17 protein-coding genes are annotated in these 16,756 nt (G+C 53.8%); 7 read left to right on the top strand and 10 right to left on the bottom strand.

Going from position 1 to position 16,756, the window contains the following annotated elements; genetic code table 11:
* The first annotated feature begins 73 nt into the window (after positions 1–73).
* From OO25_RS22185 to OO25_RS09165, 6 genes are all read left to right on the top strand, one after another.
* Positions 74–2,347: a glycosyltransferase family 2 protein gene (locus OO25_RS22185; protein WP_242407015.1), complete on the top strand. Its 2,274-nt coding sequence runs from the start codon at positions 74–76 to the stop codon at positions 2,345–2,347.
* Positions 2,348–2,506: 159 nt separating this feature from the next.
* Positions 2,507–2,893 carry a Fur family transcriptional regulator gene (locus OO25_RS22500; protein WP_082035310.1) on the top strand — a complete coding sequence of 129 codons (387 nt, stop codon included), beginning with the start codon at positions 2,507–2,509 and terminating at the stop codon, positions 2,891–2,893.
* Positions 2,894–2,921: 28 nt separating this feature from the next.
* Complete coding sequence (locus tag OO25_RS09180) at positions 2,922–3,578, top strand: DUF2796 domain-containing protein (protein ID WP_040179784.1); 657 nt, start codon at positions 2,922–2,924, stop codon at positions 3,576–3,578.
* Between the two features lie 6 nt (positions 3,579–3,584).
* Positions 3,585–4,280, top strand: coding sequence for an ATP-binding cassette domain-containing protein (locus tag OO25_RS09175; protein WP_040179783.1), 696 nt, complete (start codon positions 3,585–3,587; stop codon positions 4,278–4,280).
* Positions 4,277–5,527 (top strand): ABC transporter permease, encoded by a 1,251-nt coding sequence (locus OO25_RS09170; RefSeq protein WP_040179782.1) that lies wholly within the window; start codon positions 4,277–4,279, stop codon positions 5,525–5,527. The genes OO25_RS09175 and OO25_RS09170 overlap by 4 nt, the downstream gene beginning before the upstream one ends.
* A gap of 23 nt (positions 5,528–5,550) precedes the next feature.
* The gene (locus OO25_RS09165; protein WP_040179781.1) at positions 5,551–6,051 is read left to right on the top strand and encodes a DUF3299 domain-containing protein; all 501 of its coding nucleotides are present in this window, start codon (positions 5,551–5,553) and stop codon (positions 6,049–6,051) included.
* A 402-nt stretch (positions 6,052–6,453) separates the two neighbouring features.
* Here the strand turns inward: OO25_RS09165 and OO25_RS09160 are convergent, their stop codons facing one another.
* From OO25_RS09160 to add, 8 genes are all read right to left on the bottom strand, one after another.
* A complete protein-coding gene (locus OO25_RS09160; protein WP_082035309.1) occupies positions 6,454–6,930 on the bottom strand; it encodes a VOC family protein in 477 nt (158 codons plus the stop codon).
* 21 nt (positions 6,931–6,951) lie between these two features.
* Positions 6,952–7,950 (bottom strand): ABC transporter ATP-binding protein, encoded by a 999-nt coding sequence (locus OO25_RS09155; RefSeq protein WP_040179779.1) that lies wholly within the window; start codon positions 7,948–7,950, stop codon positions 6,952–6,954.
* Complete coding sequence (locus OO25_RS09150) at positions 7,947–8,942, bottom strand: ABC transporter ATP-binding protein (RefSeq protein ID WP_040179778.1); 996 nt, start codon at positions 8,940–8,942, stop codon at positions 7,947–7,949. The genes OO25_RS09155 and OO25_RS09150 overlap by 4 nt, the downstream gene beginning before the upstream one ends.
* A gap of 4 nt (positions 8,943–8,946) precedes the next feature.
* Complete coding sequence (locus OO25_RS09145) at positions 8,947–9,540, bottom strand: ABC transporter permease (protein WP_242407013.1); 594 nt, start codon at positions 9,538–9,540, stop codon at positions 8,947–8,949.
* Positions 9,537–9,815: a hypothetical protein gene (locus OO25_RS23230; RefSeq protein WP_242407012.1), complete on the bottom strand. Its 279-nt coding sequence runs from the start codon at positions 9,813–9,815 to the stop codon at positions 9,537–9,539. Before OO25_RS23230 ends, OO25_RS09145 begins: the two co-directional genes overlap by 4 nt.
* Before the next feature lies 1 nt (position 9,816).
* Positions 9,817–10,779, bottom strand: coding sequence for an ABC transporter permease (locus OO25_RS09140; protein WP_040179777.1), 963 nt, complete (start codon positions 10,777–10,779; stop codon positions 9,817–9,819).
* Between the two features lie 78 nt (positions 10,780–10,857).
* Positions 10,858–12,474 carry an ABC transporter substrate-binding protein gene (locus OO25_RS09135; RefSeq protein WP_040179776.1) on the bottom strand — a complete coding sequence of 539 codons (1,617 nt, stop codon included), beginning with the start codon at positions 12,472–12,474 and terminating at the stop codon, positions 10,858–10,860.
* A gap of 39 nt (positions 12,475–12,513) precedes the next feature.
* Positions 12,514–13,533, bottom strand: coding sequence for an adenosine deaminase (add, locus tag OO25_RS09130; protein WP_052465632.1), 1,020 nt, complete (start codon positions 13,531–13,533; stop codon positions 12,514–12,516).
* 272 nt (positions 13,534–13,805) lie between these two features.
* Between add and OO25_RS09125 the strand changes: the two genes are divergently transcribed.
* Positions 13,806–14,507, top strand: a complete 702-nt coding sequence (locus OO25_RS09125) for a TetR family transcriptional regulator C-terminal domain-containing protein (protein WP_165587467.1) — start codon at positions 13,806–13,808, stop codon at positions 14,505–14,507.
* 688 nt (positions 14,508–15,195) lie between these two features.
* Here the strand turns inward: OO25_RS09125 and OO25_RS09120 are convergent.
* Both OO25_RS09120 and OO25_RS09115 read right to left on the bottom strand, forming a co-directional pair.
* On the bottom strand, positions 15,196–16,122 hold the full coding sequence (locus OO25_RS09120; RefSeq protein WP_052465631.1) for an XdhC family protein: 927 nt from the start codon (positions 16,120–16,122) through the stop codon (positions 15,196–15,198).
* A 111-nt stretch (positions 16,123–16,233) separates the two neighbouring features.
* Complete coding sequence (locus OO25_RS09115; protein ID WP_040179775.1) at positions 16,234–16,668, bottom strand: BLUF domain-containing protein; 435 nt, start codon at positions 16,666–16,668, stop codon at positions 16,234–16,236.
* Positions 16,669–16,756 lie beyond the last annotated feature (88 nt).

Here is a 16,756-nt window from a genome sequence, read left to right as displayed (position 1 = left end):
GCATTGATCGTCATTTTTGACAGGTCAGATTTACAAAGCCATGGTACTTAAAAGAAATCGCTACGGATATTCAATGACGCATGCAGGTTTCGCGATGACATCGGATAAGGTTCTGGAACGTCAGTTGGGCGCGCAATGTCTCGCAGAAACCACTCTACTGGACTGCGTTCTTCTACCCCAAAGCACCGGCTATCTGGCCAGTCTGTTCTTCAAATCTGACACTCTGGTCGAAGATATCTCAACACCGGATGCGACTGTTTCACCAAGTCGGAGCGGAAACGGGGCTGTGATCCTTGATATTCCAACGACGAGCCCTGCTGAGCCGGTAAAGCTCAATATACTGGGTCAATCATTCAGTCTCACTGCGGAACCCCCGGAAACCAGTTTGTTTGCCGGCCTCAATGTGCTGCTTGCGATCCGCAATGGTGAAAGCCCGGAAACAGCCGCGACGTGGATGCAATATCATGTAACGCAGCATGGAATGCAGGCGGCTGTCATTATCGACCAAGCCCCCCCCAATGAAAGTCGCCTTTTCATCAGAGAGTTGCGTAAATTGGCGCAGACTGTCGAAGGGCTAATCAAAGTAGTCGTGATACACTCGGAAATCCCACTGGGTCAGAAAGGGTTGCCTGCAGAAGCGCACCCTTCGAACGCTCGGGACGCCCCAAAAAGAGATTGGCCAGAGTCGCCGCCCATAGATCCATGGAGAGCACCTCTGGGCGAATTTCTGATCTATGAAATTATCCGGAGACGGTTCCTAAGCGACGCGCGCGCCGTTGCAAACATAGATCTATGTGACCTATTGGCCCGGCATTCGGAGCCGAATATATTCGACCGCGCAGTGCAGGCAGGCGACAAATATATCCGCTTACTTGGAACACAAACCTATCCGTGGCGCGTTCGCCGGAACCTAGATGCCGCGTTCGCTGATCACATCTACACCGCGTTTGATAGCAATATCCGCCATCCACGTTGGTGCGTTGCGCCTCGCGGCAACAAGGACGGCCATATATGGCACCAAAGCCAGATTATCGGAGCCACAGCCGAACCGACCCAGCCGTCAAATTTCTTTCGAAACATGGTCCTGCGCCATCCAACACGGAACATCTCGCATCTCGTGGCAAAAGGAAGCTTGCTGGAATCGCCGGAACTGCTGACACTGTCGCGGGATCATCTTGGCGGCAATCCGGTGCGTATGCCCGAAAAGAAACCTCTGCTCCACCCAAGCGCGGGAACCCGGACATCGGTGGTCACGACGATGAAAAACGAGGGGCCGTTCATTCTGGAATGGCTGGCCTACCACCGGGTCATCGGTGTCGATGATTTTCTCGTCTACACCAACGATTGCACGGACGGCACCGCTGCTCTTCTGAAGGTTCTGCAGGACAAGGGAATTGTCCAGCATCGTGACAACCCCTGCCGCGACACCGACACAACCCCACAGCACGCAGCCTTTCAGGCGGCTCAACAGGAGCCCCTTATCCGCGACGCTGATTGGATCGTCTGTATGGATGTTGATGAATTCATCAACATCAAATGCGGTAACGGACATCTCAGCGATCTTTTTGCAGCGATGCAAGGCGCCAATATGATTTCCATGACGTGGCGCCTGTTCGGCAACAATAATGTGTCGAAATTCTCAGGTGAGCTGGTCACACGAGAGTTCACACGATGCGCCCGCGAAATCACGCGCCGACCTCACCAGGCATGGGGCTTCAAAACGCTGTTCCGAAATGAGGGCATCTTCAGAAAACTCGGCGTACACCGGCCCAAGGGGCTGCGACCGCACCACTGGAAGGATATCCATTGGGTGAACGGATCCGGGCAGGCTATGCCACAACAGATGTTCCGTAGCGGCTGGCGCTCGACCATTGAAACCTACGGATATGATCTGGTGCAGCTCAATCACTATGCGGTGCGCAGTGCTGAGAGTTTTTTGGTCAAACGGGATCGTGGCCGTGTGAACCACACAGAACGAGATCAAGGCCTCCCCTACTGGTTTCGAATGAATAATAATTCCGAGGAAGAGCGATCCATTCAACGCCTGATCCCCGAACTGGAGGCAGAAATGGCAAGGCTGCTGCGTGACCCGGATATAGCCGCCGCGCACGACTATGTCTGTCGGCGGCATCGGGAGCAGATTGATGAGTTAAAAAACCGCGACGACATGCGAGTGTTGTACCAGAAAATCACAGGCGACAGGCTGCGCAAGCTGTCCCGAATGCATGCGCATTTTAGCACCAATGTATTTCTAAGTGGCCCGGATGTAATTCCGAATGAGCTCACCGAACAGTCTCTCCCAGACGACTTTTTATTTACGGTTCCGCGCACCGAAACCAAAGACTGAGAGAGCACCCGCGACAGGTGACAGTTCCTGCTGAGCGCAAGGATGCGCTATATCGGGACAACGGCTCTCAGCAGGTGATCTAGGAGGTGGTAAGAAGATTCACATCTTTAATTTTGTTACATTATAAAATAACAAACCACAGAGAGAAGGAGCCTTGATATGAGAAAGCGTGCTGCTGCTCGGCAACTGGATGTACTGAGCGTGCTGAAAGCATGCGATAAGCCGATGACCGCGTATCAAATTCTTGAGCAACTTCAGATAGCTGAACCTAATATCGCGCCGCCGACCGTGTATCGTACACTTTCGGCGCTGGCCGACCAGGGGCGCGCCCATCGCCTTGAATCGATCAATGCCTTTGTGCCCTGCCGTTGCAGCCACGCCGAGAGCGTGCCTGTCTTGGCGATATGTGACGATTGCGGCACGGTTGACGAACATGACGGTAGCGAGCTGCTACCGAAACTCACGGCCCTGACCGGCCAGAATGCCTTTCATGCCGTGCGTCATATCGTCGAAATCCACGGATTGTGCGGCGCATGTGCTGCCTGAACGACTGTTTACATATTGGATCATAATCATGAAACGAACCCTCTCATTGCTTGCTGTTGTCGCCGCTCTGCCTGCAGTGGCAGAAGGCACGCGCGAACTTGATGCCCATGAACATGGCGTTGGGACGCTCAACATTGCGATCGAAGACACAACGGTCTCAATGGAATTCGAAGCCCCAGGGGCAGATATTGTCGGGTTTGAATACACCGCCAAAAGTGAGGCTGATATCTCTGCAGTTAACACAGCGCTTGCCACACTCAGCTCACCTTTGCAGTTGTTCGCTGTCCCGGATTCAGCGCTCTGCAGCATAGTGGATGCGCATGCAGCGCTCGCAGGCGGGGAGGAACATGAGGATCACGCTGACGAACACCCGCATGAGGAGCGCACACATGATCACGGGCATGAGGATCATGAAAAACATGATGACGCCAAACATGAGGAACATGAACACGAAGAGCATGATAGTGACCATAATGACAGTCACGCAGAGCATGCTGCCCACTCCGAGTTTCATGCAAACTACACACTAGATTGTGCGAAACCTGAGGCGTTGAGTAACATGACATTTGCCTATTTCACGGCCTTTCCGCATGCGCAGAGCGTAGATGTGCAAGTGATCAAATCAACTGGTGCACGCGCCTATCAGGTTGACCGTAACGCCCCAGTCCTAAACCTGGAGCCTTGACCTCAAGTGGTTGATGCAACGCTGAAAATCAACGATCTGGCCTATCGCTGGCCGGGTCGTGATGGGTTCTCGCTGACGGTCCCGCACCTTTCGGTAGCAGCAGGTGAAACCGTGCTGTTGCTCGGCGAAAGCGGTTCCGGAAAATCCACGCTTTTGTCGTTAATCTGCGGCACAGTCCTGCCGGATCGTGGAAAGATCTCGATCGCGGGCAGGACCATCTCTGCGTTAAATGGTGGCGCGCGTGACACGTTCAGAGCAGATCATATTGGGGTTATCTTTCAACAGTTTAACCTGTTGCCATTCGGAACGGTGATAGACAATATTCTGCTCCCGCTCCGCTTTGCACCGTCACGGCGACAGCGTGTAAGTGATGCAACCGCGGAGGCATCGCGATTGTGTTCTGCGCTCAATTTGCCAGCGGATATTATCAGCGCCAAGGCCCGGACCCTGAGCGTGGGCCAACAACAACGCGTTGCAGTGGCCCGAGCATTGATCGGCACCCCTCCGTTGATCATCGCTGACGAGCCCACCTCCGCACTTGATACCGGTGTGCAGAGCGCCTTTTTAGACTTACTTTTTACTCAGACAGCCTCGCATGGCTCCTCGCTGCTGATGGTCAGCCATGACGCACGGCTCAGCGCATTTTTTGACCGTGTGATCCATATGGAAGAAATCGCTCACATGAAAAGGGCGATGACATGATATTGCGCCTTGCAGTTGCTTCGCTCTTCGAACGGGCGTTGACCGTCGGCATGACAATCCTTGCCATCGCGTTATCTGTCGCCCTGTTTCTTGGTGTCGAGAAAATACGGACCGGCGCCAAGGCAAGCTTTGCCGATACGATTTCCGGCACAGATCTAATCGTCGGCGCCCGGTCTGGATCTGTGCAGCTGCTGCTCTACTCTGTTTTCCGCATTGGCAATGCCACCAACAATGTGACCTGGGAGAGCTATCAAGACATTGCAAGGCGACCCGATGTTGACTGGATCGTTCCGATTTCACTGGGCGACAGCCATCGTCAGTTTCGCGTCATGGGCACAACCAAAGCATTCTTCGATCACTATAAATACCGCCAAGGCCGGTCCCTAGAGATGGCGGATGGTACTCGGATGGATGATCTCTTTGATACCGTGATTGGTGCCGATGTTGCTGCCACGTTGGGCTATCATGTTGGGGATCCCATTGTCGTGGCGCACGGGCTTGCCTCTTTTGCCCAGCATAAAGATCAGCCTTTCCGCGTGTCCGGCATACTGGAGAAAACGGGCACACCCGTCGATCGCACAGTCATCGTGAGTATGGAAGCAATCGAAGCAATACATGTTGATTGGAAAAGCGGCGCCCAAATCCCCGGCCAATCAACGCCTGTCGACGTCATCCGTGAGATGGAGCTGACGCCCAAGGCGATAACCGCAGCCCTCATCGGCGTTGAAAGCCCACTCCAGACCTTCACGTTGCAACGCGCCATCAATGACTATCGCGAGGAGCCCCTGCTGGCGATTTTGCCAGGCGTTGCGCTGCAGGAGCTGTGGAGCATCGTCGGCATCGCAGAAACCGCTTTGCTTGCGGTGTCTGCGATGGTGGTGGTCACCGCTTTAATCGGAATGATGGCGACAATTTTTTCCAGCCTCAATGAACGGCGCCGCGAAATGGCGATTTTTCGCGCCATGGGCGCCCGACCCCTGACTATTCTCAGCTTACTGGTGCTGGAAGCAATGGTGATGGCCACCGTTGGCGCACTTCTTGGACTGGTGTTGCAATATGTCGGATTGTTGGTAGCACAACCTATGCTGGACAGCACTTTCGGCCTCTGGATACCGATTGATGCTCCGACGCTGCGCGAGGTCTGGCTCATACTGGGTGTCATCTGCGCTGGCGTGATTGTGAGCCTCATACCCGCGATGCGAGCCTACAGAATGTCTGTGGCTGATGGTATGGTCGTGAAAACGTGATGCTCTGGGTGAGGTGAAGGCACATGGTGAATCGCAGAACGGTTATGATGGGTCTGGCGGGATCAGTCACCGCGCCGCATATGGCATTTGGAGCGACCCCCCGCGAAATCATGTGGGAGGATTTGATCCCACCCGGTGTTCCCTATTCGGAAATTATTGGTGAAGGCGATTTGGACATGGAGAATGATACATGGTCGCCGATCTACGACACCAATGCCACAATACTGAATGAAACGCTGAACGGTGCTTTCATCAAAATGCCTGGCTTCATTATTCCCTTTGAAATCAGCTCCGACGGCGTGACCGACTTCATGCTGGTTCCTTACGTCGGCGCCTGCATCCACACCCCGCCACCGCCTGCAAACCAGCTGGTCATGGTGAGCACCAAAACGCCTTGGCCGGGCGATTTGCTCTGGGATCCTGTTTGGGTAACAGGGACCATGCGAACGCAATTGCAGTCCACTAAACTTGGTCAAACCGGCTATTCCATCTCCGCCGACGAGATGGAAGTTTATGTCTGGTAAACTGCAACAAACCCTGTTCAATCCATAGACGCGCAGGTCAGAGAGCGTTGAGCTGCGTGCCCCAACAGTGGGTAGACGCCTGCCACGCCGCGGGTCAACGGCAAGTGCTTCGAGCGTTAGCTGCAAATGCAATATCTGCGGGTGCCAGACTTCTCGCTTTGCGAAGAGAGCCGCTGATGACCAGCCCTTCTATTGCGGCGCAGTGGTTCCTATTTGCTGTCGCTCAGTTACTTCGCGGCAATTCGGTCGAACGATGATCCGTGTGAGGGATCAAGTTGGTCTAGCATCCTCGATGCTGAGAGACTCTGCGACCTTGGCGACGCTGTACTTCGTTTATCCCCGTTCCCGGAGCATGGAGCCGACATCGGCTGCGTGCTCTGCCTTGTATTTTACGTAGGGAGGTTAGTGTTTCTCCATAGAGACAAACTCATGGACATTGCCATCCGGGTCCGAAAAGAACCCGATGTATTCACCCCAGGGCATCTTGGTTGGCTCTGAAACCACGCGAGCGCCCCTGTCCACGATCTCTGCATACGCTTCGTCCACTTGTGCGTCGGTATCAAAGTAGAATCCCAACCCGACACCGGAACCTGTTCGAGTTCCGTCGAAACCGCTGTCGCCAAGAGTTTCCAACATACCGGATCGGCTGACCAAACCAAGATTTGTTGGGGTTGAGACGAAATTGGCGAACTCACCTTGTTCAAAGGCGACCTCGAACTTCAGCACATCCCTATAAAAGACGAGCATTTCCGAATAGTTATCCGTATGTAGCGTGACCAACTCAACCGCCATGTTCGGCAATTTGGTTTCGGCCTGGAGGCCGGCAGCAGAAGTTGTGACCATAGCTATCCCCAAACACAGATTTCGAAGGTTTTTCATTGTTGGCCCCTTATTGGAAGTTTAGATTTCACCGGCGAAATGACATGCGACGCGCCTGTACATGCCGTTCTTCGACACAGATTGAAGTGCAGGCATTTCGCTTTTGCAGATTTCTTTTGCGTGCGGACAGCGACTGGCAAAACGACATCCTGGCGCCGGATTGATCGGGCTCGGCGGATCCCCGGCAAGCTTTTGCGCGTCAAACAAGCTGCGATTGGCCGGATCGATTTTCGGGATCGCCGACAAAAGAATGCGGGTATAGGGATGCAGAGGCTCTTTTAGGATTTCTTTCGAGTTCCCCTGTTCCACGAATACACCCAGATACATAACTGCAACCTCGTGGCAAAGGTAACTGACCACCCCCATGTCATGTGAGATGAACAGGTAGGTCAGCTGCAGCTCGTCCTGCAGATCTTTCATCAGGTTCAGAATTTGGGCTTGAATGGCTACATCCAGCGCGGAATCAGGCTCGTCGCAAACAATTAGATCCGGCGAAGTCGCCAAAGCGCGGGCGATGCCTATGCGCTGGCGCTGCCCGCCGGAAAACTGGTGCGGGAACAAATTTCGTGCCTCCGGACGCAGCCCGACAAGTTCGAGAAGTTCGTCAACCTTCCTGTCCCGCTCTTCCGGGGTGCCGACATCAAGAAGGTCCAGCGGCGTTCTGATCAGAGATCCTACTCGCTGGCGCGGGTTTAGGGAGGAATATGGATCCTGGAAAATAATCTGAAACTTCTTTCGGTGCTGGCGTAATTCTCCCTTGGACAGGCTGGAAAGTTCTACGCCCGATAGCTGCATCGTACCCTCCACATTGTGTAGCAGCTGCATCGCCGCCAAGGCCGTCGTGGACTTTCCGCAACCGGACTCTCCGATAATGCCGAGGGTAGTACCCTGCGGGATATCGAAACTGACGCCATCAACGGCATGCACGACCTGAGGATTGCCATTGGAATCTTCGGTGCCAAGTTTGAAGTGAACCTTCAGGTCGCGGGCACTGAAAACGGTTGAAGTCTGATCCTTCATACGTCGCTCCCTACTACTTTGCGGCAGCTTGCAAGGTGTGTCTCTGCGACTTGGACCGGGCTTGTCTCCCAGCTTTTGCAGGCCTCGTCCGCCTGGTGGCAGCGCGGGGCAAATGCGCACCCGCTGCCAATAGTCTTAAGGTTCGGAACAATGCCCTCGATAATTGGCAAGCGGTCACTTAATGACATGTCTTTGGTGCGGTCGATGTCCGGAATGCAAGAGATCAGGCCTTTGGTGTACGGGTGAGCGCTGTCCTGAACTACGGACACGCAATCGCCTTCCTCTATCGTACGCCCGGCATACATCACTAGAACACGATCCGAGACTTGCGAGATCACCCCCATATCGTGAGATATGAGAATGACGGCTGTATTCTCTTCTTCCTGAAGCTGGAGGATCAATTCAAGGATCTGTGCCTGGACTGTGACGTCGAGCGCGGTTGTCGGCTCATCCGCAATGATGATCCGTGGTTTGCAAACCAACGCCATCGCAATCATAACCCGTTGGCGCATGCCGCCTGACATCTGATGAGGGAAGTCGTTGACGCGTTTGAGCGGGTCCGGAATGCCGACGCGTGCCAAGACGTCGATGACCCGATCGTGAATCTCTGCCCCGGAGAGGTCTTCGTGCAACCTTAACGCTTCACCTATCTGTTTTCCGATACTGAACACCGGATTCAGGGATGTCATCGGCTCCTGAAAGATCATCGAAATGTCACCGCCTCTGATCTGACGCATGCGCTTTTCAGGCACCTGAACCAGATCTTCGCCCCTGTAGGAGATGCGTCCGGACACGATCTTGCCATTTGGTTTGGGGATCAGGCCCATCACTGCCAGTGACGTCATGCTCTTGCCGCAGCCTGACTCTCCGACGATACCAAGAGTTTCCCCGGCGGACAGAGTGAAGGAGACATCGCTGAGAACACGCACCGGGCCGGACTTCGTCTTGAAATCGATGCACAAATGTTCGACTTGGAGGATTGGGTCGCTCATCGGATTACCTTTCCCGGAAACGAGGGTTCATTGCGTCGTTCAACCCGTCCCCCACCAGACTCACGCCCAGCACAGTCAGGAAAATCGCTATACCGGGGAAGAATACCGCCCAGGGACAGTCGAATATGTAGTCTCGGTTGGCGCCGATCATCTCTCCCCAACTGCGGATGTTGGGATCGCCTAATCCAAGAAAGCTAAGCCCCGCCTCAAACAGGATAGAAACCCCAATGACCAGTGTGGCTGCTGCGATCAGCGGCAGCGCATTGCGGAGGATCACCTGCCAAATGATCCTGCGATCACGTGCCCCCATTGCCTTTTCAGCTCGCACGTAATCCACGGTCTTCAGCTTCATGAACTCAGCTCGGGCCAAGCGCGCCGTCGGAGGCCACATCACCAGGCCGATGCCAATAATGGTAACGTGTATCGAGGGGGCAAACAGGGTCATCAGAACCATCACGAACAGCAGCGCAGGTAACACCTGAAAGAACTCTGTGAACCGCATCAATATTGTGTCGGTCAGCCCGCCGTAATAGCCAGAAATCGAACCAATAGTGATCCCTATGACAACGGCCACAAGCGCCGCAGTGGCACCGATCATGATCGTTGCCGATCAACCTTCAGAATACCGGCCAATACATCGCGCCCGATATAGTCGGTGCCCAGTAGGCTCGATGGGTCCGCCATTGGTGGCAAGAAAGGTGCATTGACCGTTTCATTGGGGCTGACGCCGTAGAAAGACGGACCCAGAATACTGCCGAGAATGACAATTATCAGAATGATCAACCCGATGGTCGCCGCCCAGTTGCCAAAGAACACGGTCAAGGCTTCACGAAGCGGCGACTGTGGTTTAGGGACAGTTCCAATAGGTTTCATATCAGTGTCCTCCGCCGGCACGCAGACGCGGATCGGCCCATCTGTAGACAACGTCTGTCAGAATATTGATGACAGCGACAACCACAGCGGAGGCAAAGAGGATGCCCAAGATCGTGGGATAGTCGCGGCGAAAAATGGAATCGACTGCCAGACGACCTAACCCAGGCCAATCGAAGACCGTTTCGACCAGAACGGCGCCTGACAGTATCTGACCCAGCTGCAGCCCGGCCAAGGTGATCACTGGAAGGATTGCATTGCGCAGGCCGTGAACGAACAAGACCGTGCTTTCCTTGGCCCCCTTTGCCCGAGCGGTGCGAATGTAGTCACTGCTTAAGACCTCCAGCATACTGGCGCGCGCTACGCGGCTGTATTGCGCCATGAAAGCAAGTCCGAGAGTAATCGCAGGCAGCACCAGATGCATCGCAATGTCAGCAACTCGTGGAAAGAACCCTTCCACTCGAAACCCCTGCACGCCCCCAATCGGAAAGATCGGCCAGTACCAAGCAAACGCGAGCAACAACATCTGCCCAAGCCAGAATGTCGGCAACGAATAGCCTCCGAGCGAGAAGAATGTGACAAAGTAGCTCAACATTCCGCGGGGCCTGTGGGCCGCGAGTACACCCATGAACGTGCCAATGCCCACCGAGATCAACAGAGATGATATCACCAGCAGAACTGTCGGGAAGACGCGTTCAAGAATGAGGTCCCGAACTGGCAAATTGTAGAAATACGATGTCCCAAGATCCCCGGTCAGCATCTTGCCAACATAAACAAAAAACTGGTTCCAGATGGGTTTATCAAGCCCGTAAATCTTGCGGATATGCGCCAAAGTTGCTTCATCCGCGCCGCCAGCTTGACCAGCCAAGGTTATTGCCGGATCTCCAGGCGCCATTCTAATCAGAAAGAAATTCAGAATGACAACGCAGACAACCAACCCCACGGAGAAGAGCAATTTTTGTTTCATGCATCCCTCATGGATCAACTGAGAAGTTGGGAAAGTGGCGCGCGCCGAGGAGAGTAGCGCGCGCCGGCTCTGCCGGGATCACTGGGCCCAATAGGCCCGGTCGAACGGCGCCATGGCGCCCCAGATCCCGACGGGAAGGTCACGTAGTTCATCCCTTTGGACGGTGTGGAACGGAACTTCATGCAGATAGTGCATCGGCAGGTCATCGGTGATGATTTTCTGGAACTCATGATAGAGAGCGGTCCGCTCGGTCGGATCGGTTTCTGCTCCGGCCTGCTCCAGCAGCGCATCAATCTCGGGGTTTGTGTAGTGCGTAGTATTGGAGAACGGAACGCCCGGACGAATGTTTGACGTGATATAGGATCGATGCACGCCGATGATTGGATCACCCCAATTGAACAGGCTCTCGATACTCAGGTCGTAGTCGCTGGTTGCCGAAATTTGACCAATCCACGACCCGAAGTCGGGCAGGCTGCGTACTGTTGCTTCGACACCAACCTTACGTAGCTGCGCCGACAGCGCTTCGCCAAGGTTTTTTCCGAACTCAACCGTGCCAGGGATCCAGTCGATGGTTATCGTCATCCGCACCCCATTTTCGTCGGGCGCATATCCTGCATCATCGAGGAGCTGTTTAGAGCGTTTGATATTCAAGTCGTATTGTTCGACGTCGGCAGTATAGAAAGGGCTGCTATCGGCGATCGGGCCCGTGGCGCGTTTAGAACGGCCAAGTTGCATTGTATTTATGATGAAGTCCTTGTCTATTGCATAGGCAATGGCCTGACGAACACGTAAGTCCTTCAGTGGTTCGCGATCAAGATTGAAGGCCAACCAGTTAATGGCCCCAATTCCGCCGTAGCCTTCGGTCGTCGCGGACAAGCCATTAATGCGTGATAACCGATCTACATCCCGCAGGGTCAGGCTGGTGAATGGATTGTATTGCACTTCACCACGCTGAAGAAGAAGAGACATGTTGCTACGGTCACGTACAGTCTGAATGACAATGCGGTCGAGATAGGGTCGACCCTCGATAAAGAAGTCTTCATAGCGATCCAGAACGATCCGCTGATCGGCCACATACTCCCCGAACTTGAAAGGACCAGAGCCAACAACGTCCTGCAGATTGCGAGGGTGGGTGCGAAGTTCCTGCTCATCTCCGTAGATATGTTCTGGCATGATTGGCAGCAGCAAGGGAGACAGCGCAACCATCAAGGCGGGATGTGGCTGAGACAAATTGATCACAACAGTGTGGTCGTCCGCTGCTTTGGCGCTTTCGACCGCTTGCAGCATCGTTTTGAACGGGTGGTTTGCCTTCACTGCATTGATCGAGAATACAACATCCGAGGCGGTGATGGGCTCCCCGTCATGAAAGGTGGCATTCTTAACGAGATTCAGCCTTAGTGTCTTGCCATCAGCGCTGAAGGCCCAATCGGTGGCCAGATACGGTTGCGGGGTCCAATCTTCATCATAGCGTACCAACCCAGCAAAAAGCTGAGCCCCAGGAACACCGGCTCCAAAGCCAGATTGAACGGCCGGGTTAAGAGATGAAGCCGAATACCCGGCCCCTATTACCAGTTCACCTCCGCGCACCGGTTCCTCAGCGTGAACAAACGTGGTTGTGGTGCTGAGCACACCCAACATGCCGACAACTGCCAGGACCCCCGGTGCAATCTGTTTCACAAATGGTCGTAAATTCATCTCTTTCCTCCCTGAGAGATTGACTGTTTCGCATGCCAGTTAATTTTGCTTCAGATAGGCCTCCAAATGCGCTTCAAGCTCGGTCAGATGAATGGCGCGTTGTTCTTGTCCGATCCATGAGCCCCTGAAAGCATTGCGCATGAACTGGGTCATCTCTTCGGCGCTGAAATTGCCCTTCTGTTGCACGCTCTGCATCATGTGAGTCAGGTAGCGGCTGGCGAATTCTTCGGGGTCATCAGTGTTCAGGCAAACCGGTAGCCCTAGATCCAGCATCTCGCGCAGCGCCTTCAGGCGGCGCGGTTCAGGATCAGAAGGGCGCCAAGTCGGGCACATCGTCAGCGTGATCTCGCGTTTCCGCACAACCTCGACCAATTCCGGATCATCCAGAACATGTAGGCCGTGGTCGATCCGATCGACATTAAGATCGTGCGCACACTGATGGGCATGTTTGACCGCATCCTTCTGATCGCAATCGCAGTGTGCAGTCAGCCGGTACCCATCTTCACGGGCGCGGTCATAGAACTCCTGAAATTTTATTGGCGGATTGCCTTCCTCATAGGAATCCAGGCCAACCCCGATGATGTCCTCCCGATGCTTGTCTGCCAGATCGAGCATCTCCATTGCGCTTTCCAACGAGCGTTCGCGGTTCATACACATGATCAGACCGGTGGACACTTCCGACGCCTGACATGCTGTCATCATCGCTTCCATCAGATCGTCGAAAGAAACTCCGCGCTCGATATGTTGCTGCGGATCAAAGAACATCTCTACATGCCGGATATTTTCAAACCGGCATTTTTCGAGGAAGTCCCGTGTTATCTCGTAAACGTCACGCCCGTCCCGCAGAACGCTGGAGCACATGTAGTGATAGTCCAGAAAGTTCTCCAACGCCGGGAAGCTATAGTCCTGCGCCGCTACAATTTCCGCTTCGGAGGCGTAGGGGATATCGACCCCATTGCGCTCGGCTAACTCCAAAACCTTTTTTGCTGAGACGGTGCCTTCGATATGTATGTGAAGCTCTGCCTTGGGCATTGCGGCGATGAATTCGTTCATGTTCATGGACACTCAAATCCTATTTTCACCATTTGGTGTAAATTCACCATCTGGTGTCAAAAATAATTTGTCAACAGATTTTGAGTGCCGCATACTGGTAACAAGTTGTCATCGGTCATTTACCTGGGTGCAATATCCAGAGTAACCCGCTGACAAACTGTAATTTTTTGAAGTTTGAAGGCGAAGCCGGTTTATGAAATGATGTACAGCCATAAGGTTAGCAGATTAGCTTCGCATCGTGGTATAGGGCGATTTCAGGTATGTTTAAGGAGAGCAAAGTGGCAGAATCGGAGGCGCCTGCACCACGTCAACGGGCCAACCGTGTGCGCGAAAAGAGAGTTCAGAGCATCATGGATGCTGCAGAAATAGAATTCGCCAGTAACGGGCTCAGCGGCACTTCGGTTCAGTCCATTGCAGATCGGGCGGGCCTGCAGAAGCGGCAGGTCCTCTATTTCTTCCAAAGCAAGGAAGGCCTTTATAAGGATGTCATTGAACGGATCTTCCAAGAGTGGCGCAGTCTGAACCCTGTTAATTGGGACGCACCTCCACGCAAGGTTATATCTGAGTACATTGACCATCTGTTCCTTCAAGCCAAAGTAAAGCCACATCAGAACAAGCTGATTATTTCGGACATGATTTCAGGCGGCGCTGCCAGTATTCAAATTATGAAGGACCGTGGATCCAGGACGATTGTCGGCAATACTGTCGCACTACTTGAGAAGTACATGGATGACGGTGTCATGCGCCGAACCGACCCTCTTTCATTTCTCTTCCAGATCTGGAGCGCGCAACATTTTTACGTCGCATTTCGTCCTGAAGTCAGTTTCTTTCTCGAGCAAGATGACCTAAACGACAAAGACTGGCAGAGGTTTCTCAATCAAACCAAGGGCTTTGCTCTATCCTATTTCCTTGAGGAGAGGGACGATTCAGAGGTCAAAGTAAAAGAGACCGATGGTACCAAACCAAAGCCGTGTGGTTGAGAGAATAGCGGATGATCTGCAGGTCATGCTGTCACAGAAACACTTACTCTGACCAGCGATCACCTATTTAGCAATGTGGAGATGGGTTGCGACATTTCCTATGGCCACCCAAAAATGGACTGGTTTCAAATGCAACCGAGCGTCGGCTTCCAACTCATGGGGAGGCTAGCGTTTTGTGGCAACAGCCCTGCTTTGGTCCATAATTGCCGATATTGAAGAGCCCAACCCGACCCTTCGGGCCTGCGGAAATCGGCGGAGTTCAAACCGTCCTTTCGCAGCGTCTTAGCCGAAGAAGCGAAACGCTCAAACAAAGCGCTAGTTCACCGGGAATTTACTAATGAAGGTTTCTGGGGCTGCCCAGACCGATTGGATGGGTTGCTCTAGTTCCCTTAGCGTTGCAATGCACTATGATGCAGTGAGCGGACAGAGATGGGACCACATCCGCGCAACTGCAAAGCAGCTTCCGAAGGGTCCTCCACGCGTAGGTGCGCTCACGCTTGGTAAGAGTACCAGAGATCCAGAGGGGGGGCTGAGCCATGGATCGGCTAAACCGGGAACAGCGTTGTCTTAAATACCTAAATGATGCCGCATAAAGTTCCGTCTGCCGTAACTGGGTTAGTGCAAACTGGTCTGAAAACCCTCGGTTTTCGAGAGTCAGCCATGCTATGGCAATTCGAAAACACCAGACCTAGCTCAGGCGTTTCTGCAATATTTCTGCCAGAACGCTGACGGCCAGGGTTCGCGCATCGCGAACAGATGGGACTAGTCCAATAGGACCCGCTATCCGCTCAAGATCCGAAGCGGAAGTTCCCAAAGCAGCCATTTCCGATAGTCGCACAGCGGCTGCCCGGTGGCTGCCTTGGGCCCCGATATAAAACGCTTCTGTTGCAACCGCTCGCTGCAAGATCGGTGGTTCCCATTCGTGATCGTGAAAGAAAAGGACGACTGCCGAAAATTGATCGAGGACCAGATCCTTTGGAAAACTTGCCGACGTAAGGTGACGTGTACAACACCCTGTTTCCGCCACGGCCATCAGGGTTTCTTCATCGGGGGACAAAACCAAGGCAGGAAAACCTGTGGACTGAACAAGCCCCGAAAATGACACGGTTTCTGGTCCCTTGCCGAATACATAGAAGAAAGTTTCGGGCTCAAACCTGATCATGACGACGGCGTTGTTGCGCCTGGTCTCGCCGTCGTCCTCAATCGACAGCGATCCTGAAGTGGTATCCAATGTGAGTATGCAGGCTTGCCGCCTGGCACTACGTTCGGCCACTTCTTGGAGGACAACCTGATCGGGATTCGGCACCAAGGTGATCTCCAGCCCCCCGCCGCAAGGAAGCTGGATATCCGCAAATGGCGAGCCGCGGCCATAGACAATGCTGGCGGGCTGCCCTTTTTGCAAGCATTCGGCGGCCTGAAGGGCGATGTCGGCCTCGATACAACCAGAGGACAGGCTACCCACCAACGATCCATTGCCCAGGATGGCCATTGTCGCGCCAAGCGGCCGGTAGGACGGGCCTTCAATGCCGGTGATTACTGCCAGAACACCGGGCTTGGCAGAACTTGCCAAAGCCCTGACCGGTTCGATGGTTCCGACCGCAGGATGGTTAAGCATGGGGTTCACTGGACCCGTTTACCTCCATTTAGAACAGATGTCTTGTGGTCGAATTGCTCACCTTGGAGCGGGTGTCGCGCTGATCCGTTCGGAATTGGCGGCCAGAAAAGCTCAAGAGCCATCGTAGAAGTTTCTCAGCAGCTCAATTGCACCGGCGGCAGACACCGGGCTGATCTCTTTCCAGAACCGGTCGCTGCCAAGGTCGGAAAACCCTTCGAATCCGGCCAAATCGGCTGCATCAACATTTTTGAACCCCATGGACCAGCCATCGAACATACGGGCTTCAATGGCAGCTTCCTGCACAACAACAATGGTGTGGTGGCGATTGTCCGTGGAAATTTTTTGCCAAAGATCGTCAATCGCCGCTTCCGGCCCCTCAATCGCTTGGACGAAGTTTCCGCGATTATATTCGTGGTTGAATCGGTAGATAAGCAACCCGGAAACCCCGTATCCCGCGTTCTTGGCGCGGCTGGTCTCCAGTAGATTTGCGAGGTCCCTAGCCGCAAACGGGCGCTCTGCCTGGCTGACATATACTATGTTCTTCATCGGTTTCTCCGCCTTTCACGATCAACTTGGCACGCTATCCCAAAATTGGCAGCAAACCGTCGATTGACGCCTTTGCATCGCCATAGAA

The organism is Phaeobacter sp. S60 (genome assembly GCF_000826845.1).
Lineage (GTDB): Bacteria > Pseudomonadota > Alphaproteobacteria > Rhodobacterales > Rhodobacteraceae > Phaeobacter > Phaeobacter piscinae.
This window is presented reverse-complemented; position numbering and strand designations above follow the sequence as displayed.